Source organism: Paracoccus yibinensis, assembly GCF_030846195.1.
Taxonomy (GTDB): domain Bacteria; phylum Pseudomonadota; class Alphaproteobacteria; order Rhodobacterales; family Rhodobacteraceae; genus Paracoccus; species Paracoccus yibinensis.
Genome location: NZ_JAVCWH010000002.1, coordinates 114,933 through 141,790, shown reverse-complemented (window position 1 = coordinate 141,790; position 26,858 = coordinate 114,933). Strand labels below are relative to the sequence as shown.

The 26,858-nt window shown below is 65.4% G+C and carries 21 protein-coding genes and 1 other RNA gene; 16 read left to right on the top strand and 6 right to left on the bottom strand.

The window, feature by feature from the left end:
* Positions 1-25: 25 nt before the first annotated feature.
* Positions 26-2,587 (bottom strand): CRISPR-associated helicase Cas3', encoded by a 2,562-nt coding sequence (gene cas3 / locus RAH32_RS04255; protein WP_306605454.1) that lies wholly within the window; start codon positions 2,585-2,587, stop codon positions 26-28.
* Between the two features lie 494 nt (positions 2,588-3,081).
* Between cas3 and RAH32_RS04250 the strand changes: the two genes are divergently transcribed.
* Entirely contained in the window at positions 3,082-3,234 is a 153-nt protein-coding gene (locus RAH32_RS04250; protein ID WP_306605452.1) for a hypothetical protein, read from the top strand.
* Between the two features lie 221 nt (positions 3,235-3,455).
* Here RAH32_RS04250 and ffs read toward each other — a convergent pair.
* Together ffs and RAH32_RS04240 are read right to left on the bottom strand one after the other, a co-directional pair.
* Positions 3,456-3,552: signal recognition particle sRNA small type (gene ffs / locus RAH32_RS04245), an RNA gene on the bottom strand.
* Positions 3,553-3,593: 41 nt separating this feature from the next.
* Entirely contained in the window at positions 3,594-5,459 is a 1,866-nt protein-coding gene (locus tag RAH32_RS04240) for a bifunctional 2',3'-cyclic-nucleotide 2'-phosphodiesterase/3'-nucleotidase (RefSeq protein WP_306605450.1), read from the bottom strand.
* 280 nt (positions 5,460-5,739) lie between these two features.
* Here RAH32_RS04240 and RAH32_RS04235 point away from each other — a divergent pair, with 280 nt between their 5' ends.
* Positions 5,740-6,192, top strand: a complete 453-nt coding sequence (locus RAH32_RS04235; RefSeq protein ID WP_306605448.1) for a hypothetical protein — start codon at positions 5,740-5,742, stop codon at positions 6,190-6,192.
* Here the strand turns inward: RAH32_RS04235 and RAH32_RS04230 are convergent.
* Complete coding sequence (locus tag RAH32_RS04230) at positions 6,189-7,046, bottom strand: prephenate dehydratase (protein ID WP_306605446.1); 858 nt, start codon at positions 7,044-7,046, stop codon at positions 6,189-6,191. The genes RAH32_RS04235 and RAH32_RS04230 overlap by 4 nt on opposite strands.
* 116 nt (positions 7,047-7,162) lie before the next feature.
* Here RAH32_RS04230 and RAH32_RS04225 point away from each other — a divergent pair, with 116 nt between their 5' ends.
* From RAH32_RS04225 to ychF, 12 genes are all read left to right on the top strand, one after another.
* Positions 7,163-7,696, top strand: coding sequence for a c-type cytochrome (locus tag RAH32_RS04225; protein ID WP_306605444.1), 534 nt, complete (start codon positions 7,163-7,165; stop codon positions 7,694-7,696).
* Between the two features lie 142 nt (positions 7,697-7,838).
* On the top strand, positions 7,839-9,701 hold the full coding sequence (locus RAH32_RS04220) for an extracellular solute-binding protein (protein ID WP_306605442.1): 1,863 nt from the start codon (positions 7,839-7,841) through the stop codon (positions 9,699-9,701).
* A gap of 91 nt (positions 9,702-9,792) precedes the next feature.
* A complete protein-coding gene (locus RAH32_RS04215) occupies positions 9,793-10,869 on the top strand; it encodes a microcin C ABC transporter permease YejB (RefSeq protein ID WP_306605440.1) in 1,077 nt (358 codons plus the stop codon).
* Positions 10,869-11,972 (top strand): ABC transporter permease, encoded by a 1,104-nt coding sequence (locus RAH32_RS04210; protein ID WP_306605438.1) that lies wholly within the window; start codon positions 10,869-10,871, stop codon positions 11,970-11,972. Before RAH32_RS04215 ends, RAH32_RS04210 begins: the two co-directional genes overlap by 1 nt.
* The gene (locus RAH32_RS04205) at positions 11,969-13,567 is read left to right on the top strand and encodes an ABC transporter ATP-binding protein (protein WP_306605436.1); all 1,599 of its coding nucleotides are present in this window, start codon (positions 11,969-11,971) and stop codon (positions 13,565-13,567) included. The genes RAH32_RS04210 and RAH32_RS04205 overlap by 4 nt, the downstream gene beginning before the upstream one ends.
* Positions 13,564-14,784 carry a glycosyltransferase gene (locus RAH32_RS04200; RefSeq protein ID WP_306605434.1) on the top strand — a complete coding sequence of 407 codons (1,221 nt, stop codon included), beginning with the start codon at positions 13,564-13,566 and terminating at the stop codon, positions 14,782-14,784. The genes RAH32_RS04205 and RAH32_RS04200 overlap by 4 nt, the downstream gene beginning before the upstream one ends.
* A 27-nt stretch (positions 14,785-14,811) precedes the next feature.
* Positions 14,812-16,230 carry a cysteine--tRNA ligase gene (cysS, locus tag RAH32_RS04195; protein ID WP_306605432.1) on the top strand — a complete coding sequence of 473 codons (1,419 nt, stop codon included), beginning with the start codon at positions 14,812-14,814 and terminating at the stop codon, positions 16,228-16,230.
* Positions 16,227-17,009, top strand: coding sequence for a squalene/phytoene synthase family protein (locus tag RAH32_RS04190; RefSeq protein ID WP_306605430.1), 783 nt, complete (start codon positions 16,227-16,229; stop codon positions 17,007-17,009). Before cysS ends, RAH32_RS04190 begins: the two co-directional genes overlap by 4 nt.
* A gap of 74 nt (positions 17,010-17,083) precedes the next feature.
* Complete coding sequence (locus tag RAH32_RS04185) at positions 17,084-17,953, top strand: ABC transporter permease (RefSeq protein ID WP_306605428.1); 870 nt, start codon at positions 17,084-17,086, stop codon at positions 17,951-17,953.
* Entirely contained in the window at positions 17,950-18,762 is an 813-nt protein-coding gene (locus tag RAH32_RS04180) for an ABC transporter permease (RefSeq protein WP_306605425.1), read from the top strand. Before RAH32_RS04185 ends, RAH32_RS04180 begins: the two co-directional genes overlap by 4 nt.
* Positions 18,759-19,880, top strand: coding sequence for an ABC transporter ATP-binding protein (locus tag RAH32_RS04175; RefSeq protein WP_306605423.1), 1,122 nt, complete (start codon positions 18,759-18,761; stop codon positions 19,878-19,880). The genes RAH32_RS04180 and RAH32_RS04175 overlap by 4 nt, the downstream gene beginning before the upstream one ends.
* Positions 19,881-20,198: 318 nt before the next feature.
* Positions 20,199-21,296 carry a redox-regulated ATPase YchF gene (gene ychF / locus RAH32_RS04170; RefSeq protein WP_306605421.1) on the top strand — a complete coding sequence of 366 codons (1,098 nt, stop codon included), beginning with the start codon at positions 20,199-20,201 and terminating at the stop codon, positions 21,294-21,296.
* 121 nt (positions 21,297-21,417) lie between these two features.
* Here ychF and RAH32_RS04165 read toward each other — a convergent pair whose 3' ends face one another.
* Complete coding sequence (locus tag RAH32_RS04165) at positions 21,418-22,176, bottom strand: sigma factor (protein WP_306605419.1); 759 nt, start codon at positions 22,174-22,176, stop codon at positions 21,418-21,420.
* Between the two features lie 127 nt (positions 22,177-22,303).
* Between RAH32_RS04165 and cobS the strand changes: the two genes are divergently transcribed.
* Positions 22,304-23,278, top strand: a complete 975-nt coding sequence (cobS, locus tag RAH32_RS04160; protein WP_306605417.1) for a cobaltochelatase subunit CobS — start codon at positions 22,304-22,306, stop codon at positions 23,276-23,278.
* Between the two features lie 53 nt (positions 23,279-23,331).
* Here the strand turns inward: cobS and RAH32_RS04155 are convergent, their stop codons facing one another.
* Positions 23,332-24,390 (bottom strand): alkene reductase, encoded by a 1,059-nt coding sequence (locus tag RAH32_RS04155; protein WP_306605415.1) that lies wholly within the window; start codon positions 24,388-24,390, stop codon positions 23,332-23,334.
* A gap of 134 nt (positions 24,391-24,524) precedes the next feature.
* On the opposite strand from RAH32_RS04155, the gene RAH32_RS04150 reads away from it, so the two are divergent.
* Positions 24,525-26,834: a Tex family protein gene (locus tag RAH32_RS04150; protein WP_306605412.1), complete on the top strand. Its 2,310-nt coding sequence runs from the start codon at positions 24,525-24,527 to the stop codon at positions 26,832-26,834.
* Positions 26,835-26,858 lie beyond the last annotated feature (24 nt).

Sequence of the window (26,858 nt, the reverse complement as noted above, 5' to 3'; positions counted from 1 at the left end):
AGTTGCGTCCTGGGAACCGGCCTCGTCAAGCATCAATATCGGCTTGCCTGACCAACCCCGACCGCCCGTAGAACAGTGTCACCTCACCCAGGTCGAAGCGCATGCCACCTTCGACGATTTCGGTTGCCACGGGCGTGTCCGGCACCGCGATGCCACGCCAGTGGGCCGGGATCGTCATCTGCGTGATTTGCGATCCGAAGGGACCGACGGTCCCCGGGGCAAAGCGGATCAGCGGACCGGCAGACCCCAGGCGGGTCTGGACGATTTCATCCTTTCCGGGTAATCTCTCGGGGAAACGCTCGCTCCTGCGCAAAAGCCAGTTCCGCGCCTGGCCGCGCTGCGAGATGTCCCGGCCAATGGTCGAGGTCTGATAATCGGTCCATGCCGCACCGCGCCGGGCGATTTCCGTCGCTTGCGCATCCGGGTGCGTGGCGCATTCTACCAGCTCGCGGTTCATGGCCGGGACATGCCAAACGGGCTTCGAGGCGATCAGGTCCTCGGTCAGCGAAAGGCAGGCGAGATCCAGGTAGATCCCCTGGATCGAGCCGTCGGCTGGCTTCCAGGCGCCAAGGCCGTTCACGAAGGCAGGCTTCGTCAGCGGATCCAGCCCGTCTTCGGGACACAGCACCAGGCATCGCGGATCCTCGAAACCCGCCGGGCGCGGCAGGTCGTGGCGGTGCAGGCGGCCAAGCCGTTGCAGCAGGACATCGACCGGGCAGAGATCGGTGATCAGATGGTCCGCACAGATATCCAGCGATTGTTCAAGTGTCTGGCTGCCGATCACGATGGCACCCATGAACTGGCGCTCCCTGTCGGGGGCAAGTACAGCCTCGACCGCGCGATCCAGCGCATGACGATCCTCGGCGGCAAAGCGGGAATGGTGAAGCGCCGGACCGCCCGCAACCTGCAACAGCAGATCGGACCCGCCCGCCGCGACAACGGCATCGAAGGTCGCGCAGGCAGCCGACACGGTGTTGCGGATGACAAGGACGCGGGCGCCTTGGCGGGCCGCCGCCACGGCCAGCCGCGCCGTCTCGGACGGGTCCATCGTCGGATGGGCCGTCATCGCGACGGCCTTGGCCCTGCCGTCAGCCGGTTCGGTATCGGGCGTGCCGGTGCCCCGCGACCAGAGGGCGGGGTATGGGGCGGCAATCGCATCGGCCAGAGCGGGCAGGGGAAGCTGCAAGAGCCTGCTGCGCGCCCGGCTGCCCAGCGTGGCGGACATCAGCATCGCGTGGCCGCCAGCCGCCAGATGGCCTTCCAGCAGTTCCGCCAGGATTTCGGTCATGTAGGCGTCCGAGCTGTGAACCTCGTCCACCACCAGCAGGCTGCGGCTCAGGGCCGCGCCGCGCAGGTGGGCGTGTTTGACCTGCAGGCCTGCCAGCAACGCCTGATCGACAGTGCCCACCGCGACCGAGGCCGCCAGATAGCGTGTGGCGTGTTCCGCCGCCCAGCGGGCGGGCTGTGTTCCGTCTGCATCGTCCCATCGGGTTTCGAAGCCGGGCAGGCGCTGGCCTGTGGCTTCGCCCGACAGAAGCTGGCCGGGAACGGCCAGAACGGCCTCGGGCGCATCGCTGCCGAACAGCCGTTTCATGGCCTCGTTGACGCGGCGGTGCAACTGACGCGCCGCAGCCCGTGTCGGAACGGCGAAATACAGCCCCGATACCAGTCCTGCCGCGTGCAGCAGGGCATAGCGCCACAACGCAGCCTCGGTCTTGCCCGAGCCGGTTTCCGCTTCCAGCAGGACCAGGGCGCTGTCGGGGTCGGCCCTGCCGACCAGCCGCTGGGCCGCGCGCGGTGCAAACTGCGCCCCGGCCACACTGGCGAAATCGGTGGCCGGCCTGGCCGTCCCGGTATCAAGACCGATCTTGCGAAGGGCGTTCTGTGCCGCCTGCCGCGCCTTCGCCGGATAATCGGGTCCGGGATCGGCAACGAAATCGAAGAACCTGCGGTCCGAACCGATCCAGTCGGCCAGGGCCGCCAGCCCTGCGACCAGGTGAACAAGTTCGGGCCTTGCCGGCAGCGGAGGCCCGCCTTCCAGATCCGCCCAGGCCAGGGTCCAAAGCCGCAGGTAATCGGCAACGGCGCCCTTGCGGTCATAGCCCGCAACATCGAAGGTCTTGCCAAATGTTGCGGGTGCCTCGACCGGGCGCCCGTGATGGGCGAAGATCGCCATCATCAGTTCTTCCACACCCTCGCCCCAGGATCCAAGTCTGTCCGCGATGGGGCACAGGGGGTCCGACGTCTTCTGGAAAGCACGCGTCAATGATAGCACGCCATGGACGGAGTGATTTACATCGGCCGGGCAGGCAAGTTCGGGCCGGGCCTTTGCTTGAAAGCCTGGCTCCAGCTTTCCCAGGTCGTGCAGATAGACAAGGGCGGCCATCCGGGCCATGTCGCCGCCTGCAAGTGCGCGCCCAGCTGCAACCTGCAGGTGGCGGGCAATCACGGGCAGCCTGCAAAGGGCTTCGAACACCGCAGCGACGTCCATGGAATGGGCTTCCAGCGCATGAAATTCACCCTGCGCACTGGCCTTGCCCCAGGCATTGGGCTTGCCAGATGTCAAATCCTGTTTCTGAAAGTTCATTCGACCTCACCAGAGGCGGCGTCAGCGGGATACCGGCACTGTAACGCAAGTGATGGCAGGGGTGTCAAAGGGTTGCATGGGGCAGCAGCCTGCAAGCGGTAGCGGACGTGATCATCGTTTAGCCATTTTCGCGGCTCTGCACCCTCGTGGGTGTCGCGACACGCAAGCCAATTGTCGGGTCAGCCGGCATCCGGTCCTTCTCAGACGCCCACCGAAACAGGCCAACAATGGTTGGCAGATAGACCTTGCAGACGGTCGACGGGTCACGCTCTGTGACAACGTGGTTCAGCCAGTCGACACATCCTTCGTCGCCACCTTGACCGCATCGTCATGGCGCAGGAAAGCGGTCAGGCAGTTGACGGCAAGCGATTGCCTCCGCCCATCGTCCTTCATGGACCCGAGTCGTTGGCCGCTTTTGACGTAACTTTCCACAGGCGCTTGATGCTGACGCGGGCGGGGACGTCCTGGGGCGGTTGTGCATTGACGATCAAGGGATGCTGGGGTTTGCCGGTGAAGTCGCCTTCGTCACGCTCTGCCATGCGGCCCAAGGCCTCAAGTTCACCGACTGCCCCGGCGCGGGCTATCTTGCCGTTCGTTGTGCCGGGTTGCGCATCACTTTTGCCGACCTGCCAGACGCGTTCGACTGAATCACCGGCAAGGGCAGTCAGGTCATTGTCTGACGTGGCGCCCGCAGGCCAAGCGGGGTGCGCAGCTTCCCCTTGACGACAATTTGCCGCAGGTCCTTTGGCACACCAGTCGGACGAAAACTGCCTTTGCGGTCAGGCAGGGAGCGGGTTGCGCCACCCAGACGACCAAAGACCCTGCGGCGCAAGGGCTTTCCTTACATCAATAGCTTGTCAGGAGAAAAGGTGAGAGGCTGGACAACGACCCAAGCGGGGCTCGTTACGGCTGCTTCCTTCCGGACCTGACCGGGTTGGCGAGGCGCCTGCCCGCGCCAACCTCTCGACGCGTTAGATAGTGCGGGTTCGCGGCCGATGCAAGCCCGTCAAAGATGCAGGCGGATGACGGCAAAGTCGCGGTCGTTCCGGCCCACATGCTCCATCCGGCGGCCGCAGCGGTCCGCGACCTCTGCCAGAAGCGGTAGGCCTTGTGGGCCGGTCTCGAAAAGGACCGTCGTGTCGGACATGGGCGAGAACTGCCAGGCAGGGCGCGGGTCTATGGACAGGCAACGGCGCTGACGCAGGTAGTCGCGGATCACGTTCCGGGTCGGTGGGCCTGGTGGCAGCGGGCTTGGCTTGCCGGTCGTCAGGGGCGCGAACAGCCCGCAGGCCGCCAGGCGATAGGAATTCGTGGCAAGGATGAACCGGTCGTCGTCGCGGACGGGGCGCCCGCGCCAGGTCAGGTCGCGGATGCGGCTTCCGCCGGTGGGGAAGCCATCGACCGAAAAGGCGGGGGGGGCCGACAGGTCGATCCGCCAGGCGACATCCTGGATAACATCGAACTGATAGGCCGGAAAGCCCGGATCGGTCAGCGGCTGGTCATGATCGCCGGGACGGATCTGCCGAAACAGGCTGGCCGAGCGTTCAAGCCAGTTGCGCAGGTCGGCGCCGTCAATCTGCAGGGCGCAGATGCGGTTCGGGAAGGAATAGATGTCGGTCAGGTTGCCCAGCCGCAACCGGCCCGGCGCCACATCCGTGTAATGGCCGGGGCCGCCTCGCCCGCCCGCCCGGAAGGGCGCAGCGGCCGACAGGACCGGAACGTCGTCCAGCCGTGTTCCGGCCAGGCTTTTGCGCACGAACCAGCGTTGCGCCATGTTGACCAGGGACAGCGCGGGGTCCACGCCCACCAGGGCGAAATAGCTGCTGATCCGCCGGTCGCTGCGGCCGATATGCACACGCAGTCCCGCCATGGTCTTCCGGTGCGCGGGTGACACGACGCCCATGATGGCGGGGGCCGGAGGCAGGTCGGGGCCGATCGCCTCGCAGCGCGACTTCGCATCGGACAGGCGCCAGTTGGCGCCCGGACCGCGGGCCAAGGACAGGTCTATGACGCCCAGATGGGATCCGGCAAAGCCCGGCATGACGGCAGGCTTGCCCGACAAGGTGCCGCCCGCCGCATCGACGCCCGGCCTGGCTTCCATATGCTGCCCGGGAAAGACCTCGTGCGTATGGCCTGCGACAATCACGTCGACCCCGTCCAGGACGGCAAGTTCAGCCGCGACATTCTCGGCAAAGGGTGCCGCGGGCCGGTGCGAAATCCCGCTGTGGGCCAGGGCGATGATCAGATCGGCGCCCGCTTCCTTCATCTGCGGGACGACAAGGCGGGCCGTTGCCAGGATGTCGTCGCAGGCCATTTGCCGGGACAGGTCGCGGTCCCAGGCCGTCGTCTGCGGTGGCAGGAAACCCACCAGACCGATCCGCAGGCTGGCCGGTCGCCCGCCGTCGGTCAGCACGCGCTTGTCCAGGATCGTGAAGCGGGGAAAGTCCGGCCGTCCCCGGAGGCGCAGATTGGCGGCCAGAAACGGGAACCGCGCCTGCCGGGCGGCTGCTTGCAGAACGTCCAGGCCAAAGGCGAAGTCGTGGTTGCCGATGGCCGCCGCGTCATAGCCCATCCGGTTCATGGCGGCGATGGCCGGATGTCGTCCGCCCGCCTGTGCCGCCTGATCCCCCAGCGGCGTCCCTTGCAGGAAATCGCCATTGTCCAGAAGCAGCGTGTTCCGCCCCGCCCGCCGCCTGTCCACCAGGGATGCGATCTGAGCCAGGCTTCCCTGCCGGCAGGGACGGTCGGCCAGGTAATCATGGGGCAGAAGCTTCATGTGCATGTCGGTCGTCGCCAGGATGCGCAGACCGACGGTTTCCGCCAGTTGCGACGTCGGGTCGTCCTCGTTTGCCGCGCCCGCTGTGTCCCGCATCCCAATCCTCGACCGCAGGCGCGGCGCAACGGCCGCGTCCTGTCATGATCAAATTATCGACAGGCCGACATCTTCACAACCACAGATTGTTGTGCAACCATCATTGCCGGTGTTGGGGCAATCGGGAACGACTCCGTGTCCGAACCGGCACAGTGCGCCGCGCCCCTAGGTGATTCGGCGGCTGGGATTCCCTTCCGGTTGAAAGAACAGCCTTCGATGGTTATGAACCGCGCAAATCGCAGCAGCCGGGCCACTGCCGGCATGGGATGGTCAGGCAAGAATGAAATTTTCGACCCGCTTCGATAGTGACCAGCCGTCGGCCGAGCTTTTCGGCATCATCAGCGATTTTTCCAGAAGCGAACGCAGCCTGCGGGCACGAGGCGCGCAGGTCCGGCGGATCGACCCGGCCCAGGATCCCGGAACCGGACTGGGCTGGATCATCGACTTCAACTGGCGTGGGCAAGGGCGCAAGGTCCGGCTGGATGTCACCCGGTTCGACCGCCCGTCCCACATCACGCTGGACGGCCATTCAGACCAGTTCGACCTGTCCATCAACATGACCGTCGTGGCGCTGAGCCGCGTGAAATCGCGCCTCCTGTTCGAAACCGAGATCCGTCCCCGCACCATGCGCGCCCGGCTGCTGCTGCAAACCGCCAAGCTGGGCAAGTCGCAGCTTGGCCGGAAATACGACCAGCGGATCGCCGATTTCCTGACGCACCTGCGCGCGGCCTAATCCGCCTGCCGCTGCGCCTCGCGCAGGGGATCTGCGGGATAGACGCCCAGGATGTCCAGCGACGAGGTGAAATAGCGCAACTCGTCAAGCGCGCGCCGAAGGGCCGGATCCTCGGGGTGGCCTTCGACATCGGCATAGAACTGTGTCGCCGTGAAAACCCCATCGACCATGTAGCTTTCCAGCTTGGTCATGTTGACGCCGTTCGTCGCGAACCCGCCCATGGCCTTGTAGAGCGCGGCCGGAATGTTGCGGACCCGGAAGACGAAGGTGGTCAGCATCCTGTCGGACCGGCGGCTGTAATCAGGCTGCCGCCCCATGATCAGGAAGCGGGTGGTGTTGTGGTGATGATCCTCGATGTCGCGGGCCAGCACCTCAAGCCCGTGGATTTCGGCGGCCAGTTCGCTGGCCATGACGCCTTCGCCCGGAGTGCGCTCGCGCGCCAGGTCGGCGGCAGCGCCCGCGCTGTCGGCCGAGGCCGAGGCGGTGATCCCGTGCCGCGTCAGAAAGCCGCGCGCCTGCGGGATCAGCACCAGATGCGCACGGACGTGGCGCACGTCCTCCAACCGGGTGCCCGGCAGCGACATCAAAGAGATGCGGACGCGCACGAACGCTTCGTCGACGATATGCAGACCGGATTCGGGCAGCAGGTGATGGATGTCGGCCACCCGGCCATAAGTCGAGTTCTCGACCGGCAGCATCGCCAGGTCGGCCTTGTGGCCTCGCACGGCCTCGACCACGTCCTCGAAGGTGCGGCAGGGAAGGGCCTCCATGTCCGGCCGGGCCTTGCGGCAGGCTTCATGGCTGTAGGCGCCGGGTTCGCCCTGGAAAGCGATGCGGTTGGTCGGGATCGTCATGGGCCGCTGTCCGAATTTTGAAGACTTGCGGGGTCAACTATACCTTGATCCTTCAAAGCGAAAGCGGATACATACCCCACGAATTGACGAGCTTACCAAGGCGGGGACCGCACGCGATGTTCAACACCATGACCGTGACCAAGGCCGCAGGCGCGCTGATCGGCGCGCTGCTGTTTCTGATGCTGGCCAACTGGGCGGCGGGATCGCTGTATCACGTCGGCTCCACCCACCACGGCGAGGGCGAGGAGATCGCGCAGGCCTATACCATCCCGGTCGAGGAAGCCGCCGGCGGCGAGGAAGCGGCCGAGGAGGAGATCGACTTCGCAGCCCTGCTGGCATCGGCCGATGCCGCCGCGGGCGAAAAGGACTTCGGCAAGTGCAAGGCCTGCCACAAGCTGGACGGCACCGATGGCGTCGGCCCCCACCTGAATGGCGTGGTCGGCCGGGAAGTCGCATCCGTCGCGGGCTTCAGCTATTCCCCCGCCATGGTCGAGCACAGGGCCGAGGCGCCCCAGTGGACGCCCGAGGCGCTGCAGGAATTCCTGACCAACCCCAAGGCCGACGTGCCGGGGACCAAGATGTCCTTTGCCGGCCTGAAGGATCCCCAGGACCGCGCCGACATCATCGCCTATCTGCAAACGCAGCAGTAAGGCATTCAACATCGGATCGGGGCGCATCACAGGATGCGCCCTTTTTCGTGCGCGCCTGCCACGCAGCCCTCACGAAATCGCGGCTTGATCGTGTTCCCCGCGCTGCCTAGCGTGCAGCAGACACCACAGCCGGAGTTCGCCCATGCGTCGCCTTGCCCTGATTGCCGCCCTTGCCCTTGCCCCGGCATCCGCCGCCCTGTCGCAAGAGGCCGAGGCAACCGGGGACGGCGAGAACATCATCAAGACCCATGCCATCGCGTTGTTCGGCGAACCTGCGCTGCCCGCCGATTTCCCGCATTACCGCTATGTCAATCCCGACGCGCCCAAAGGGGGCGAGATTTCCTTTGGCGCGGTCGGCGGCTTTGACAGCTTCAACCCCTTCACGCACCGGGGCCGGGCCATTGCCCTGTCGGTGATCCAGCTGGAACGACTGATGGATAGCCCGGCGGATGAGCTGGGCGTCGATTACTGCCTTTTGTGCGAGACGCTGGAATATCCCGAAAGCAAGGATTGGGTGATCTTCAACCTGCGCCCCGAAGCGAAGTTCAGCGACGGCACGCCGCTGACCGCGCATGACGTTCTGTTCAGTTTCGAGACCCTGCGCGACAAGGGCTTGTCGTCCTTCCGCATGGCGATGCAGCAGATGGTCGCCAAGGCCGAGGTTCTGGACGACCACCGCATCAAGTTCACCTTCGCCGAAGGCTATCCCCGCCGCGACGTGATTTCGCAGATGGGCAACCAGATCGTCTTTTCCAAGAAGGACTTCGAGGAAAACAACCGCGACCTGGAGCAGAGCAGTGACAAGCCCTTCCTCGGCTCCGGCCCCTATATGTTCGACCGGGCCGACATGGGCCGCACCCTGGTCGTGAAGCGCAATCCCGACTATTGGGGCAAGGATCTGCCGATCAACCAGGGCCGCTTCAACTTCGACCGCATCCGATACGAGATGTTCGGCGACTTCGACAGCGCCTTCGAAGCCTTCAAGGCGGGCGAATACACCTTCCGAAACGAGACATCCTCGATGCACTGGTCCACGCGCTATGACTTTCCGGCGCTGGCTTCGGGCGCGGTGGTGCGGGAAACCCTGCCGGACGGCCAGATTGCCAGTGCGGACGCCTGGGTCTTCAACCTGCGGCGCCCGAAGTTCCAGGACATCCGCGTGCGCGAGGCGATCGGGCTGATGTTCAACTTCGAGTGGACGAACCAGACCTTGCTCTATGGTCTTGAAACCCGCGTCAATTCCTTCTGGGACAACAGCGAATTCCGCGCCGACGGCCCGCCGTCGCCCGAGGAGGTGGCGCTGCTGGAACCCGTGGCGGGCGATCTGCCGCCGGGCATCCTGACCGAACCCGCTGTGGTCCAGCCGGTGTCGGGCGAACGCCAGCTTGACCGTCAGAACATGCGCCGCGCCGTGGCCCTGCTGGACGAGGCAGGCTGGACGGTCGGCAGCGACGGGATGCGCCGCAACGCCGCCGGAGAGGTTCTGAGCATCGAGATCCTGAACGACGACGTGGGCAACGACCGCATCATCAACCCCTTCGTCCAGAACCTGCGCGCCATCGGCATCGACGCCGTCAACCGCCGCGTGGACAATGCCGAGATGGAGCTGCGCACCCGGTCCAAGGATTTCGACATGGTCGAGGATTCGCTGGGCCAGTCCTATGCGGTTGGCGGATATGCCGGCCAGGTCTTCGGGTCCGAGGATGCCGACGACGTGTTCAACCCGATGGGCCTTGCGAACCCGGCCATCGACAAGCTGCTGGAAGTCGGCCAGCAGGCCGAGACGCAGGAAGAGAACATGGTCGCGATCAGCGCGCTGGACCGCGCCCTGCGCAGCCTGCGCTTCTGGGTGCCGAAATGGTTCAAGGCGGAATACACGCTGGCCTATTACGACATGTATCGCCATCCCGAACAGATGCCGCCCTATGCGCTTGGCACGCTGGACTTCTGGTGGGCCGACACCGCGCGCGAGGCGGAATTGAAGGCGGCGGGCGCGATCCGCTGACGGCAGGGTTGATTTCCGGGCGGTCCCGCCCGACAAGGGCGGGACAAAGGAAAAGGGGCCGCAAAGGCCCGGAAGGGGCAAGGGCAATCCGATGGGCGCCTATATCCTGCGGCGGTTGCTGCTGATCATCCCGACGCTGATCGGGATCATGGTGGTGAACTTCACCCTGACGCAATTCGTCCCCGGTGGTCCCATCGAACAGATCGCGGCCCAGGTGCAGGGATCGGGCGACGCCTTCAGCAACATATCCGGCGCGGGCGCGGGCGCCGACACCGGCGTGGTCGAGGGGTACGAGGGCGCGCGCGGCCTGCCGCCCGAATTCATCGCCCAGCTTGAGAAAGAGTTCGGCTTCGACAAGCCGCCGCTGGAACGCTTCCTGACGATGATGGGCAACTATCTGACCTTCGACTTCGGCACGTCCTGGTTCCGGTCGATCAGCGTCATCGACCTGGTGATCGAAAAGATGCCGGTGTCCATCACCCTGGGGCTGTGGTCCACGCTGCTGGCCTATCTGATCTCGATCCCGCTGGGGATCCGCAAGGCGGTGCGCGATGGCACGCGGTTCGACACCTGGACCTCGGGCGTGATCATCATGGCCTACGCGATCCCGGCCTTCCTGTTCGCGGTGCTGCTGATGGTGCTGTTCGCGGGCGGCAGCTATTGGCAGATCTTCCCGCTGCGGGGACTGACCAGCGACAACTTCGCCGACCTGTCCCTGTGGGGCAAGATCAAGGACTATGCCTGGCACGCAACGCTGCCGGTCGTCGCCTCGACGATTTCCAGCTTTGCCACGCTAACCCTGTTGACCAAGAACAGTTTTCTTGACGAGATCAACAAGCAGTACGTGATGACCGCCCGCGCCAAGGGCCTGACCGAGGGGCGGGTGCTTTACGGCCATGTCTTCCGCAACGCGATGCTGATCGTGATCGCAGGCTTTCCTGCCGTATTCCTGGGCGTCTTCTTCGGGGCAAGCATCCTGATCGAGACGGTCTTTTCGCTGGACGGCCTGGGCCGCCTGGGGTTCGAGGCTGCGGTGCAGCGCGATTATCCGGTGATCTTCGGCACGCTCTATGTCTTTGGCCTGCTGAGCCTGGTCGTGGGGATCCTGTCGGACATGATGTATGTCTTCGTCGATCCGCGCATCGACTTTGAATCGAGGGCCGGTTGATGGCTTTGTCGGAACTCAACCGCCGCCGCTGGCGCAACTTCCGCAGGAACGGCCGGGCCTTCTGGTCGCTGGTGATCTTTTCCGTCCTGTTCGTGGTCGCGATGTTCGCCGAGGTGGTGGCAAACGACAAACCGATCGTCGCGAACTATCGCGGGGAACTGTATTTCCCGGCCTACAACTTCTATCCCGAAACGGCTTTCGGCGGCGATTTCCAGACCGAGGCGATCTATACCGATCCTGCGGTGCAATGCCTGATCGTCACCGGCGGCAGCCAGGATTGCTGGGACACCCCCGAGGATCTGATCGCCGCCGTGGATGCAGGCACCAGCGACATCCCCGAAGAAGAACAAGGCTGGATGATCTGGCCGGTGATCCCCTTCCATTATTCGACCATCAACAACGTGGGCAGCGCCCCAAGCGCGCCGGACGGCACGCATTGGCTGGGCACCGACGACACCGCGCGCGACGTGCTGGCCCGCGTGATCTATGGCTTCCGCATCTCGATCCTGTTCACGCTGATCGTGACGGTGGTGGCATCCGTAGTGGGAATAACGGCGGGCGCCATCCAGGGCTATTTCGGCGGGCGGACCGACCTGGTGTTCCAGCGGGTGCTGGAGATCTGGGCATCCACGCCCTCGCTTTACGTCATCATCATTCTGTTCGCGATCCTCGGGCGAAGCTTCTGGCTGTTGGTCTTCGTCACGATCCTGTTCGGCTGGCCCGCATTGGTGGGCGTGGTGCGGGCAGAGTTCCTGCGCGCGCGCAACTTCGAATATGTCCGCGCGGCCCGCGCGTTGGGCGTCGGCGACCGCACCATCATGTTCCGCCACATCCTGCCCAATGCGATGGTGGCCACGCTGACGATGCTGCCCTTCGTCGTCACGGGCACGATCAGCGGGCTGGCCGCGCTTGACTACCTGGGCTACGGGCTGCCTGCCTCCGCGCCCTCGCTGGGGGAACTGGCGTTGCAGGCCAAGCAGAACCTGCAGGCACCCTGGCTGGCCTTCACTGCCTTCTTCACCTTCGCCATCATGCTGTCGCTGCTGGTCTTCGTCTTCGAAGGCGTGCGCGATGCCTTTGATCCCCGAAAGACCTTCAAATGACCGAAGCCGTCCTGTCGGTCCAGAACCTGCGCATCAGCTTTCGCCAGGAAGGCCGGATCGCGCCCGCCGTGAAGGGCGTCAGCTTCCAGATCGGCAAGGGCGAGACGGTGGCCTTGGTGGGCGAATCTGGGTCGGGAAAGTCGGTGACGGCGCTCTCCACCGTGCGCCTGCTGGGCGATTCCGCCGTGGTCGAGGGGTCGGTGAAATACGCGGGCCGCGAGATGGTGGATGCGCCGGAAAAGGTGCTGCGCGACATCCGGGGCGACGACATCAGCTTCATCTTCCAGGAACCGATGACCTCGCTGAACCCCCTGCACACGCTGGAAAAGCAGCTTGGCGAAAGCCTAGCGCTGCACCAGGGGCTGACCGGGACACGGGCGCGGGCGCGAATCGTGGAGCTGCTGACCCGCGTGGGCATCCGCGACCCCGAAAGCCGTCTGGCCGATTATCCGCACCAGCTGTCGGGCGGCCAGCGGCAGCGCGTGATGATCGCCATGGCGCTGGCCAACGGGCCGGAACTGCTGATCGCGGACGAACCCACCACCGCGCTGGACGTGACGATCCAGGCGCAAATCCTGGACCTGCTGGCGGAACTCAAGGCGGCCGAGGGGCTGTCGATGCTGTTCATCAGCCACGACCTGGGCATCGTCCGCCGCATCGCCGACCGCGTCTGCGTGATGAAGGACGGCGAAATCGTGGAGCAAGGCCCGGTCGAGGCGATCTTTTCCGACCCCCAGCACGAATACACCCGCAAGCTGCTGGCGGCCGAACCGGCCGGCAGGGCCGATCCCGTGCTGGACGCCGCCGAAACCATGGTCGAGACGCGCGACCTCAAGGTCTGGTTTCCGATCCAGCGGGGGCTGCTGCGCCGGACCGTGGGCCATGTGAAGGCGGTGAACGGCGCCACCCTGACGGTGCGGGCCGGGGAAACGCTGGGCATCGTCGGGGAGTCAGGCAGCGGCAAGACCACGCTGGCCTTGGCCATCATGCGGCTGATCGCCAGCGACGGACCGATCCTGTTCATGGGCCAGGACATCGCCCGCTGGCAGTCGCGCCAGTTGCGCAAACTGCGCCGCGACATGCAGATCGTCTTCCAGGATCCCTTCGGCAGCCTGTCCCCGCGCATGACGGTCGAACAGATCATCGCCGAGGGCCTGGGCGTCCACGGGGTCGAGAAAGGCCGGGACCGTCGCGCCATGGTCGCCGAGATCATGGCCGAGGTGGGCTTGAACCCCGAGATGATGCATCGCTATCCGCACGAATTCTCGGGCGGCCAGCGGCAGCGCATCGCCATCGCCCGCGCCATGATCCTTCGGCCCAAGGTCGTGGTTCTGGACGAACCGACATCGGCGCTGGACATGACGGTTCAGGTGCAGATCGTCCAGCTTCTGCGCGGGTTGCAGCAGAAATACGGGCTGGCCTTCCTGTTCATCAGCCACGACCTGCGCGTGGTTCGCGCCATGTCGCACAAGATCATGGTCATGCGCGCGGGCGAGGTGGTGGAGCAGGGCAGCACGGCCGAGATTTTCGACGCTCCGCAGCAGGAATACACCCGCGCGCTGCTGGCCGCCGCCTTCCGCGACCATCATCGATGAAGATCCTGTTCGTCCACCAGAACTTTCCGGGACAGTTCCCCCATCTGGCCCCGGCGCTTGCCGCGCGCGGGCACCAGATGCTGGCCCTGACGGATGAGAAGAACCAGCGGACCAGTCAGGTTTCGACCGTGCGCTACAAGACGCCCGACCCGGTGCAGGTGAACGGTTTCGGCCGTAGCTATGCCAACCATGCCGAACGTGGCTATCTTGCCGCACGAGGCGCGCGGGCCTTGCGGGACCGGCATGGATTCACCCCCGACATCATCATCGGCCATACCGGCTGGGGCGAGACGCTGTTCCTGCGCGAAATCTGGCCCGACGCCAAGCTGCTGGTCTATGCCGAGCTTCTGTATCGCACGCGCGGCCATGACGTGGGCTTCGACCCCGAACTTCAGCAGGACAGCGACGAATCGCGGATGCTGACCATCGCCCGGTCGGCCCACCTGATCCAGGGCATCGTTCAGGCTGACGCTGCCATTTCGCCGACACGATACCAGGCCGACAGTTTCCCGCCTGAACTGCGCACCAAGATCACCGTGATCCACGACGGCATCGACACGGCCAAGGTCTGCCCCAACTCCCAGGCCACGCTGGCGTTGCCGGGCGGACAGGTGCTGCGCGCGGGCCACGAGGTGCTGTCCTATGTCAGCCGCTCGCTGGAGCCCTATCGTGGGTTTCACATTTTCATGCGGTCGCTGCCTGCCGTTCTGGCCGCCCGCCCGCAGGCGCAGATCGTGATCGTCGGGGCCGAAGGCACCAGCTATGGCAACGCCCCCAAGGACGGCGGCACCTGGAAAGCACGGATGCTGGCCGAACTGGGCGACCGGCTGGATCTGTCGCGCGTCCATTTCCTGGGCCGCGTGGCTTACGACGAATATCTGTCGCTGATCCAGATCGCCCGCGTGCATTGCTATCTGACTTATCCCTTCGTCCTGTCCTGGTCCCTGACCGAGGCGATGGCAGCGGGCGGCTATGTCGTGGCCTCGGATACCGAGCCGGTGCGCGAACTGATCCGGGACGGCGAGAATGGGCGGCTGGTGCCCTTCTTCGACGTGCCCGCGTTGTCGGATGCGCTGATCCGGGGCCTTTCTGGCGATCCCGATGCGGACCGGCTGCGGACGGCGGCGCGGCAGACGATTCTGGACGGCTATGACCTGCATCGCCACAGCCTGCCGCGCCAGATTGCATGGGTGGAAAGCCACGCCCCGATAGGCTAGATCCGCCCTGTTACAGAAAGGCGCATCATGGTCGAGATCCGGCTGACGAATACCCGCACCCGCAAGAAAGAGGCGTTCACGCCCATCGACCCCCGGAACGTGCGCCTTTATCTCTGCGGACCCACCGTCTATGACCGCGCGCATCTGGGTAATGCCCGGCCCGTCCTGGTGTTCGACGTCCTGGTTCGCCTGCTGCGCCATGTTTATGGCGCGGATCACGTGACTTACGTGCGCAACTTCACGGATGTCGACGACAAGATCAATGCCCGCGCCGCCGCCACCGGCCGCACCATCCGCGAGATCACCGAGGAAACCGTCGCCTGGTATCACGCCGACATGGACGCGCTGGGCGCCGCGCGCCCCGATCATGAACCCCGCGCGACCGAATACATCGTGCAGATGATCGCCATGATCGAAACCCTGATTGCCAACGGCAACGCCTATGAGGTCGAGGGCCACGTCCTGTTCGACGTGCGCTCCTTCCCCGAATATGGCCGGCTGTCGGGCCGGTCCGTCGATGACATGATCGCGGGCGCGCGGGTCGAGGTCGCGCCCTTCAAGCGCGATCCCATGGATTTCGTGCTGTGGAAGCCGTCCGAGGCCGACCAGCCCGGCTGGGACAGTCCCTGGGGCCGCGGCCGCCCCGGCTGGCATATCGAATGTTCCGCGATGTCGGCGGCGTTGCTGGGGCCAAGCTTCGACATCCACGGCGGCGGCATCGACCTGCAATTCCCCCACCATGAGAACGAGGTCGCCCAAAGCTGCTGCGCCCATCCCCAGGCGGATTTCGCCCATGTCTGGCTGCATAACGAAATGCTGCAGGTCGAGGGCAAGAAGATGTCCAAGTCGCTGGGCAATTTCTTCACCGTCCGCGACCTTCTGGACCGCCGCATTGCGGGCGAGGTGATCCGCTATGTCCTGCTGTCCACCCATTACCGCAAGCCGATGGACTGGACCCAGGGCAAGGCGGACGAGGCGCGCGACATCCTGTGGCAGTGGCGGCTGCTGAGCAAGAACGTCGAGCCTGCAGAGGCCCCTCATCCCGAGTTGGTCGAGGCGATTGCAAACGACCTGAATACACCTGGCGCCATCGCTGTGCTGCACCGGCTGAAGGACGATCCGCCGCTACTGCTGTCGTCTGCTCGCTTCATTGGTTTGCTGCAGGTAGGCGATGACGAATGGATGCGCGCTGATTTCGACGCTCTGGACAGCCAGGTCGCCCTGGGGGATTTCGACCAGGTTCTGACCCGCTTGCAGGACCGTCTGGCGCAGATTCGGGCTGATGCGATGACAAGCAAGGATTTCTCTCGGCTGGACCGGTTGAAATCCGCGCTGATCGATGCCGGACTGGAGGTGCGCATGTCCAAGGCCGGTATCGAATTGGTGGTGAGCCCGACCACGGTGCAAAAGAATGTGGCCCGCATTGCCGAGGATCTGGAGACGTGACGCTGGATGCCTGCGCCGACCTGGTACGGAGCCATGATCCCGACCGCTTCGGCGCCGTCCTGGTAGCGCAGCCACAGGATCGGCCTGCGCTTATTACGCTTTACGCCCTGAACCTCGAAATCGCCCGGGCGCCGTTCCAGTCGGGCGAACCGCTGCTGGCGGAAATGCGGCTGCAATGGTGGATCGACCGCTTGGCCGAGATGGCCGCCGGCAGGCCTCCGCCCCTGCATGACGTCCTGACTCCCTTATGGGATTCGTGGGGCGATGCTGCCGGTGATCTTGTCCCGCTGGCCGAAGCGCGCCGCCGTGACTGCGCCCGAGAACCGTTCGACAATCCTGACGCGGTGGTGGCCTATGTCGCCGGAACCTCGGGCAGGCTGATGGTGCAGGCGGCGGCCCGGTTGGGCGCGCAGGGTGCGGCCCTTGATGTTGCGGCCGATCAGGGGCTGGGCGCGGGACTGGCGGCCTGGCTGCGCGCGCTGCCACGGCTTCAGCCACTCGGCCTGGGTCTGGCAAAGACCGATGCCGCCGCTGCGGTCACCCTTGCCGGAATGGCGCGCGATGCCCTGGACCGCGCGGCACGGTCCCGCAGGCTGTTGCCCAAACGGGCAACGGCGGCGCTTTATCCCGGTCCCGGCGTGTCCCGGTTCCTGGCCGATGTCCGTAGCAACAAGATGAACATCTTTCAGGAAACCGTTGACGTCACACCGTTTCAGAGGCGCGCCTCCCTGGCCCATCTGGCGCTGACCGGACGATGGTGGAGGCAGGGCGGACACTGATGCCGCGCATAAACCCTCTTTTCACGCTTTATCCGATATGAAAGGAATTGCGCAGGCGCGGCAGGAAGGATCGGATGGCCAAGGGACTGGATGCACAGGCAAGGCAGGGCTATGCCCTGATCGCGCCGCCGTTCCTTTATGCGCTGCTGATCCTGGCGGCGCCGTTGCTGACCATCCTGACCTACAGCTTCCTGACCGACGGCTATCTGGAGGTCGTGCGCGACTTCACCTGGGCCAACTATGCCCAGGTCTGGACCGATCCCATCGTGCGCACGGTGATGCTGCGGTCGCTGGTGGTGTCGGCACTTGTCACACTGGTCACGGTCCTGTTGGCCTTTCCCGTGGCTTATTACGTCAGCTTCATGGTGCGACCGGAAAAGAAGGCGACCTGGCTGTTCCTGATCACCATTCCCTTCTGGACCAGCTATCTGATCCGGGTGTTTCTGTGGAAGGTGATCCTGGGCTACAACGGCGTCATCAATTCCAGCCTGACCGGGCTTGGCATCATCGACGAGCCGCTGACCTTTATCCTGTATAACGTGAACTCGATCGTGATCACGCTGGCCCACGCCTATGCGCCTTTCGCCATCCTGCCGATCTTCGTGGCCCTAGAAAAGATCGACCGTTCGCTGCTGGAAGCCGGACGTGACCTGGGCGAGAGCCGGGCGATGACCTTTTGGCGGGTCACGCTGCCCCTGGCGATGCCGGGCGTGCTGGCGGCGGTGCTGATCGTCTTCATCCCGACCATCGGCGATTACGTGACGCCTGAACTGATCGGCGGCGGCAAGATCCCGATGATCGCGAACCTGATCCAGGTGCAGATGCTGGCGCTGGACAACCGGCCGCTGGGATCCGCCCTGGCAGTGACGGCGATGGCCATCGTCGCCCTTGTCAGCATCGTCTTCCTGCTGATCAACCGCCGCTTCCTGAAGGTGCGGTCGTGAAGGGGCAGGGGCGCGGCTTGCAGGCCTATGCGCTTCTCTACCTGCTGTTCCTTTACGCGCCGATCATCTTGCTGCCGCTGTTCGCCTTCAATTCGGGCACGATCATCGCCTTTCCCTTGCAGGGCTTCACGACCGGCTGGTTCGCGCAGATGTGGGCCAATGCCACGCTGCGGACCGCCCTGACGAATTCGCTGATCATCGCGGTCAGCGCGGCGATCCTTGCGACCTGCCTGGGCATCTTCGCCGCCCGTGCATCCACGCGGTTCGAGTTTCCAGGAAAGGGCGGCATGATGGGCTTCATCCTGCTGCCGATGGTGCTGCCGGAAATCATCGTGGCGATGTCGCTGCTGGTCGTGCTGCTGGGCGTGGGCGTAGAACTGTCGATCCTGACGGTGATCCTGGGCCATGTGCTGATCTGCATGCCCTATGCCATCGCCATCCTGTCCACGGCCTTCTCATCCCTGGACAGGTCCCTGGAGGAGGCGGCCTATGACCTGGGTGAAACACGCTGGAGCGCGTTCCGGCTGGTCACCCTGCCGCTGGTCATGCCGGGGATCATCAGTTCGCTGCTGATTTCCTTCACCATCAGCCTGGACGAATTCATCATCGCCTTCTTCCTGGCGGGCAACCAGCCGACGCTGCCCACCTATATCTTCAGCCAGCTTCGCTTTCCCAAGCAGATCCCGATGATCATGGCGCTTGGCACCGTCCTTGTGGCGCTGTCCATCGTGCTGCTGACCTTGGGCGAATACTTCCGCCGCCGCGGCAATGCCCGCATGGGCGGCAATCCGACCGGAGGATTCCTGTGACCGACGACCGCAAGCCGATGATCGAATGCCGCGGCGTCCACAAGCATTACGGCGACTATCACGCGCTGCGCGGCATCGACCTGACCATCCGGGCGGGCGAGTTCTTCTCGCTTCTTGGCCCGTCCGGCTGCGGCAAGACCACGCTGCTGCGCACCATCGCGGGGTTCGAGGATATTTCCGAAGGCGCCATCCTGATCGACCAGAAGCGCATGGACGAGGTGCCGGCAAACAAGCGCCCCACCAACATGGTGTTCCAGTCCTATGCCATCTTCCCGCACCTGACGGTTGCGCAGAACGTGGCTTTCGGGCTGCGCCGCGATCCGCGTGGCAAGGCGGAAAAGGCGGCCCTGGTCGAGGAAGCCCTGGCGATGGTCGGCCTGCGGGGTTTCGGCAACCGCGCCGCGCACGCGCTGTCGGGTGGTCAGCGGCAGCGTGTCGCGCTGGCCCGCGCGCTGATCCTCAAGCCCAAGGTGCTGCTGCTGGACGAGCCGCTGTCCGCGCTGGACCGCAAGATGCGCGAGCAGATGCAGGTCGAACTGATCAAGCTGCAACGCCAGGTCGGCATCACCTTCGTGCTGGTCACTCATGACCAGGAGGAGGCCCTGGTTATGTCCGACCGCATCGCCGTCATGTTCGAGGGCGAGATCGCCCAGCTTGACGGCCCCGAGGCGCTGTATGCCCGTCCAGCCAGCCGCCGCGTCGCGGATTTCATCGGCGTGATGAACTTTCTGCCAGCCCGCATCCTGGGTGAAGGCGATGGCACCGTCACCGTAGAGGCGCCGGGCCTGGGCGTTGTGGAGCTGCCCGCCCGCCAGGTCAGTCGCGCCAACCCCGACGATGAAGGCCCGATGATCGGCTTTCGCCCGGAAACGATGACCCTGGTGGGGTCAAACCAGACCCACAGCCAGCCGCGCGAGACAAGCGCCACCATCGACGAGGTCGTCTATTACGGCGACATGACCTATTACGATCTTCGCCTGGATGGTGCGGCGGGTCTGGACGGCAGGGCGCGGCCGGTGCGGATATCCATGCGCAACGTCTTCGGGCGCGACGTGCAGGAGGTGGGGACGCGGACCCGGCTGGCCTGGTCGCCGGGATCGCTGGTGTTGTTCCGGTAGGGCGGGTTCAGGTCCGCGACTCGGCTGGCCAGACTAACGAAGGCCATCGCCTTCGCCACGTGGCTCTATAACCACACACACCGCCGGGCCTCAAAGGCCCGGCCAGCGCCCGCCCCGCCCTCGGCGGGCGCTTCACGCCCACCGGGTCGGGCGCCGGCCTACCGGGGTCGCAGACCGTTTCCGATGGCACCCGATCATTCGGGCGGGGGAAACGCATGCGTTTCCTGATCCCGTCCGGTCCACCGTGGGAAGGGGCCGCTTGCGAAACCCCCGCCGCTTGCCTAGAACGCGCCCTGACTTGAGCAAAAGGGGCGCGTCATGGGCTTTCGCATGGGAATTGTCGGCTTGCCGAACGTGGGCAAATCGACGCTGTTCAACGCGCTGACGAAGACCGCCGCCGCGCAGGCCGCGAACTTTCCCTTTTGCACCATCGAACCCAACGTGGGCGACGTGGCCGTGCCGGACCCGCGGCTTGACACTCTGGCCCAGATTGCGGGCAGCAAGCAGATCATCCCGACCCGCATCACCTTTGTGGACATCGCGGGTCTTGTGAAGGGCGCCAGCAAGGGCGAGGGCCTGGGCAACCAGTTCCTGGCCAATATCCGCGAGGTGGACGCCATCGCCCATGTCCTGCGCTGCTTCGAGGACGGCGACGTCACCCATGTCGAGGGCCGGGTGGATCCCATCGCGGATGCCGAGACCATCGAGACCGAGCTGATGATCGCCGACCTGGAGTCGATCGAGCGGCGGCTGGCCAATATCGCGCGCAAGCTGAAGGGCGGCGACAAGGAAGCCGTGGCGCAGGAGAAGCTGCTGAAGGCCGCGCAGGCCGCGCTTGAATCCGGCAAGCCCGCCCGCACCGTCACCGTGGCCGACGAAGACCGCAAGGCTTGGAACATGCTGCAACTGCTGACGGCCAAGCCCGTGCTGTTCGTCTGCAATGTCGAGGAGGACAAGGCCTCGACCGGCAATGCCCAGTCCGATCGCGTGGCGAAGATGGCCGCCGAGCAGGGCGCAGGCCATGTCGTCATCTCGGCCAAGATCGAGGAGGAGATCAGTCAGCTTCCCGCCGACGAAGCCGCCATGTTCCTCGAGGAGATGGGCCTGCACGAGGCGGGCCTGGATCGCCTGATCCGCGAAGGCTACAAGCTGCTGGGCCTGGACACCTATTTCACCGTCGGTCCCAAAGAGGCGCGCGCCTGGACCATCCACAAGGGCACGCTGGCCCCGCAGGCGGCAGGCGTGATCCACGGCGATTTTGAACGCGGCTTCATCCGGGCAGAAACCGTCGCTTATGACGACTACGTCGCCTACAAGGGCGAGGCGGGGGCACGCGAGGCGGGCAAGTTCCGGGTCGAGGGCAAGACCTACCCCGTCAAGGACGGCGACGTCCTGCACTTCCTGTTCAACGCCTGATTGCCGCATGGTGGGGTTTTACCCCACCTTTGCCCGACCCGATGCGAAAGGAATATGGTGGGGTGAAACCCCACCCTACGGGTAGGTCAAACCATGGGCTTTGCGTGCCGGGGGCAACCGGTCAGCCTTGCCCCATCCAGAAATACCAGGCCAACGCCGCGACCAGCAGGATCGCCACGACCCCCCAGGGACCGCGCCACCAAGACCTGCGCTCCAGCGGATCGACGGAAAGCGGCGCCACGCCATGCCCCAGACTTTCGCGGATCCGTTGCCGCGCGCGGGCAGGGGCCATGACCGGGGTCAGGTCGCCCGCAAAGCCCGCAAGCCGTTCCTTCCAGTCGGCAAGTTGCGCCTGGTCCTGGGGTTCGCCCTCGCGCAGCGCAAGCGCCTGTTCGGCCGTGGCAAAGCTTACGCCCTCATCCGCGGCATGTCCGGCAAGCCGTTCCAGCCCTTCGTGCAGGGCGTGGCGGGCTTCGTCGGCCGAGATTCCCAGGCGTTGCCCCAGGAGGGAATAGTCCAGCCCCTCCAGATAGGCGATGCGAACCAGGTCCAGCCCGCCCCCGCCCCGCTTGTGTCCCGCACCGGCGGGGACCGGCCCGGGAAGCCCGCGCAGGCGGTCCACCGCCCGGTCCCGTGCCTGCGTGACCAGCCAGGCCATCGGCGAAAGCCCGCTTTCCCGGTAACGGCCGGCGTCGTTCCAGATGCCGATATAGGCCTGTTCCAGCGTTTCCTCGGCTTCTCGCCGGTCCTTCAGGATCGACAGGCACAAGGCGTTCAGCCGTGCGGACGTGGTTTCGTAAAGTTCGTCAAAGGCGCGGCGATCGGCCTTGGCGACACGTGCGATCAGATCGGCCAGCAAGGGCTGTCGGTCATGTTGCAAGGGGCAGGGATCCTCTTGTGGTTGCAGCCAACTTAGCAGCCGTCCCGGGCCCGTCAACGCAAGCCCGCCTTGCGCATGGCGGACTTATGCGCAATCAAGGCAGCCGATGCGATGAAAGGGCCTTGCGATGCTGGAAACGAACGCCAAACCGACTGAGGAGATCGACCTGCGCGAGGTGTTCGGTCTGGACAGCGACATGAAGGTCAAGGGCTTTGCCGAACGCACCGATCGCGTGCCGGAAATCGACAGCACCTACAAGTTCGATCCCGACACCACGATGGCGATTCTGGCGGGTTTCGCCTATAATCGCCGGGTGATGATCCAGGGCTATCACGGCACCGGGAAATCGACCCATATCGAACAGGTGGCGGCGCGGCTGAACTGGCCCTGCGTGCGGGTGAACCTGGACAGCCATGTCAGCCGGATCGACCTGATCGGCAAGGACGCGATCAAACTGGTGGACGGCAAGCAGGTGACGGTCTTCCACGAAGGCATCCTGCCCTGGGCCTTGCGCAACCCGACCGCCATCGTCTTTGACGAATATGACGCGGGGCGCGCGGACGTGATGTTCGTGATCCAGCGGGTTCTGGAAACCGACGGCAAGCTGACGCTGCTGGACCAGAACGAGGTCATCACCCCGCATCCGTGCTTCCGCCTGTTCGCCACCGCGAACACCGTGGGCCTGGGCGACACCACGGGGCTGTATCACGGCACCCAGCAGATCAACCAGGGCCAGATGGACCGCTGGTCGCTGGTTTCTACCCTCAACTATCTGTCCCATGACGCCGAGGCCGCGATCGTGCTGGCCAAGAACCCGACCTACAACACCGAGAAGGGCCGCAAGATCATCAGCCAGATGGTGACGCTGGCAGACCTGACGCGCACGGCCTTCATGCAGGGCGACCTGTCCACCGTCATGTCGCCGCGCACGGTGATCGCCTGGGCGCAGAACGCGCGCATCTTCGGCAACAACATCGGCTATGCCTTCCGGCTGACCTTCCTGAACAAGTGCGACGAGTTGGAACGGCAGACCGTGGCCGAGTTCTATCAGCGCCTGTTCGACGAGGAACTGCCCGAAAGCGCCGCCGCACGGGCGAAGTGAACGTGGCGCCCTGAATGGAAAGGCGGGCCATCAACGGCCCGCCTTTTTCGTGATCAGACTTCCTCAGCCACCGGATAATCGACATAGCCCTTCGGCCCGCTGCCGTAGAAGGTCGAGGGATCCTGCTGGTTCAGCGACAGATCCTCGGCGAAGCGGCGGGGCAGGTCGGGCGTGGCGATGAAGTCCTTGCCGAAGGCCGCCGCATCGGCGCGGCCCGACCGAACCAGGTCGCTGGCGCTGTCGCGGGTCAGTTGCTCGTTCGCGATGACGACGCCGCCGAAGGCAGCCTTGATGTCGTCCATCAGGCTATCAGCACCCAAGTATTCGCGCAGGCAGATGAAGGCCAGGCCGCGCTTGCGCATCTCGCGCGCGACATGCGTGAACAGCGCCTTGGGATCGCTGTCGCCCATGTCGTGGCTGTCGCCGCGGGGTGCCAGGTGCAGGCCAACGCGATCCGCGCCCCAGACGCCGATGACGGCATCCGCGATCTCGGTCAGGAAGCGGGTCCGGTTCTCGATGGATCCGCCATACTGGTCCGTGCGCCGGTTGCTGCGGTCCTGCAGGAACTGGTCGATCAGATAGCCGTTGGCGCCGTGGATCTCGACCCCGTCGAAGCCGGCGCGCTTGGCGTTCTCGGCGCCCTTGCGATAGGCCTCGACGATGCCCGCGATCTCGGCGGTTTCCAGGGCGCGAGGCGTCTCGTATTCCTTTTTCGGCCGGACAAGGCTGACGGTGCCCGCGGGCTTGATCGCGCTTGGCGCGACCGGCAGTTCGCCGTGCAGGAACATCGGGTCGGAAATGCGGCCCACATGCCACAATTGCAGAAAGATCAGCCCGCCCGCGTCATGGACGGCCTTGGTGACCTGCTTCCAGCCTTCGACCTGTTCGTCGTTCCAGATGCCCGGCGTATCGGCATAGCCCACGCCCATCGGCGTCACGCTGGTAGCTTCCGACAGGATCAGCCCGGCACTGGCACGTTGCGCGTAATATTCGGCCATCATCGCGTTAGGCACCCGTTCGGCCCCAGCCCGCGCGCGAGTCAGCGGCGCCATGACGATGCGGTTGCGAAGGGTCAGCGGTCCAATCTGGAGGGGATCGAAAAGGGTCGGCATCAATGGTCCTTTCAGTTCTTGCGTTCTGTGCAACTGTGTATCGCGCCCTGCGCTGTCAACATGCGCCGCGCGCATGTCGGACTTGGCCTAGACGCCCTGGCCGGTTAGAACCGCCTTCCGACCCGGAGGATCCCATGGACACAGCCGCCCGCATCGCCCGAACGATTGCAGCCGAGATCAATGCAACCCCCGCCCAGGTCACGGCTGCGGCAGACCTGCTGGATGGCGGCGCGACGGTGCCTTTCGTCGCACGCTATCGCAAGGAGGCGACGGGAGGGCTTGACGACACGCAACTGCGGACGCTTTCCGACCGCCTGGCCTATCTGCGCGACATGGAGGCGCGGCGGGCGGCGATCCTCAATTCCGTCAAGGATCAGGGCAAGTTGACCGACGACCTGGCCCGCGCCATCGCCGGGGCCGAGACGAAGTCCGCGCTGGAAGACATCTACCTGCCCTTCAAGCCCAAGCGGCGCACCAAGGCCATGATCGCCCGCGAAAACGGTCTGGAGCCGCTGCTGCGCGCGATCCAGGACGACCGCGCGGCCGACCCGGCGGCGCTTGCGGCGGGTTATGTCACCGATGCCGTGCCGGACGCGAAGGCCGCGCTTGACGGCGCGCGCGACATCCTGGTCGAGGAACTGTCGGAAAACGCCACCCTGCTAGGCAACCTGCGCGATTTCATGCGGGCCGAGGCGTTCATCGCCGCGAAGCTGATCGCGGGCAAGGAAACCGAAGGCGCGAAGTTCAGCGACTATTTCGACCATCGCGAGAAATGGTCGGCCATCCCCTCGCACCGGGCGCTGGCGATCCTGCGCGCCGCGAAAGAGGAGATCGTGACCATCGACATCGCCCCCGACCCTGAAACCGGGGCGCAGCGGGCCGAAGGCATCGTGGCGCAGGCCATCGGCATCCGGGGCAACGCGCCGGGCGATCAATGGCTGCGGCAGGTGGCGGGCTGGACCTGGCGGGTGCGACTGTCGAACACGATGTATATCGACCTGATGACGGACCTGCGCAAACGGGCGCATGACGAGGCGATCCGCGTCTTTGGCCGCAACCTGCGCGACCTGCTGCTGGCAGCCCCCGCCGGGGCGCGGGTGACGCTGGGCATCGACCCCGGCATCCGAACCGGTTGCAAGATCGCGGTCGTGGACGCCACCGGCAAGCTGCTGGATACGGCGACGATCTATCCCTTCCAGCCCAAGAACGACCTGCGCGGGGCCGAGGCCGCGCTACTGGCGCTGATCGCCAGGCATGGCGCGGACCTGGTCGCCATCGGCAACGGCACCGCCAGCCGCGAAACCGAACGGCTGGTGGCGGATGTGCTGAAGCGCCTGCCCAAGGGCGTGAAGGCGCCGACCAAGGTGATCGTCAGCGAGGCGGGGGCGTCTGTCTATTCCGCATCCGAACTGGCCGCCAAGGAGTTTCCGCAGCTTGACGTTTCCCTGCGCGGCGCGGTGTCCATCGCCCGCCGCCTGCAGGACCCGCTGGCCGAACTGGTCAAGGTACCGCCCGAATCGATCGGCGTCGGCCAGTACCAGCACGACGTGGACCAGCGGCAACTGGCGAAAACGCTTGAGGCCGTGGTCGAGGATGCGGTGAACGCCGTCGGCGTGGATTTGAACACCGCGTCCGCGCCACTGCTGGCCCATGTCGCGGGGCTTGGGCCGTCGCTGGCGCAGAATATCGTCGCTTGGCGCGACGAGAACGGGGCTTTCCCTTCGCGTGCCGCGCTGAAGAAGGTGACCGGCCTCGGCCCGCGCGCGTTCGAGCAATGCGCCGGCTTCCTGCGCATCCAGAACGGCAAGGAACCCCTGGACGCATCTGCCGTCCACCCCGAGGCTTACGGGGTTGCGCGCAAGATCGTCGCCGCCTGCGGGCGCGACATCCGCGCGATCATGGGCGACGGGGCGGCGCTGAAAGGCATCCGGGCGGAGCGGTTCGTGGACGACCATTTCGGCCTGCCCACCATCCGCGACATCCTGTCCGAACTGGAAAAGCCCGGCCGCGACCCGCGCCCCAGCTTCGTCACCGCCAGCTTCGCCGAGGGGATCGAGGAGATCACCGACCTCAAGCCCGGCATGACCCTGGAAGGCACCGTCACCAATGTCGCGGCCTTCGGGGCCTTCGTGGACATCGGCGTGCATCAGGACGGGCTGGTTCATGTCAGCCAGCTGGCCAACCGTTTCGTCAAGGACCCGAACGAGGTGGTGAAGGTCGGCGACGTTGTCCGCGTCCGCGTGACCGAGGTGGACGTGCCCCGCAAGCGCATCGGACTGACCATGCGGACCGACGCCGAAGCCGCCAAACCGGCCGCGCGCCCGCAGGCCGGCGGCGCTCCGCGCGTCAGCCCGACCGGACCGCGATCGGCCGGATCTGCCCGCGAAACGGGCGGCCAGGGCGGTTTCGGCGATGCCCTGGCCGAGGCCTTCCGGCGAAAGTAGCCATATCGTCCAGACCACGGATCC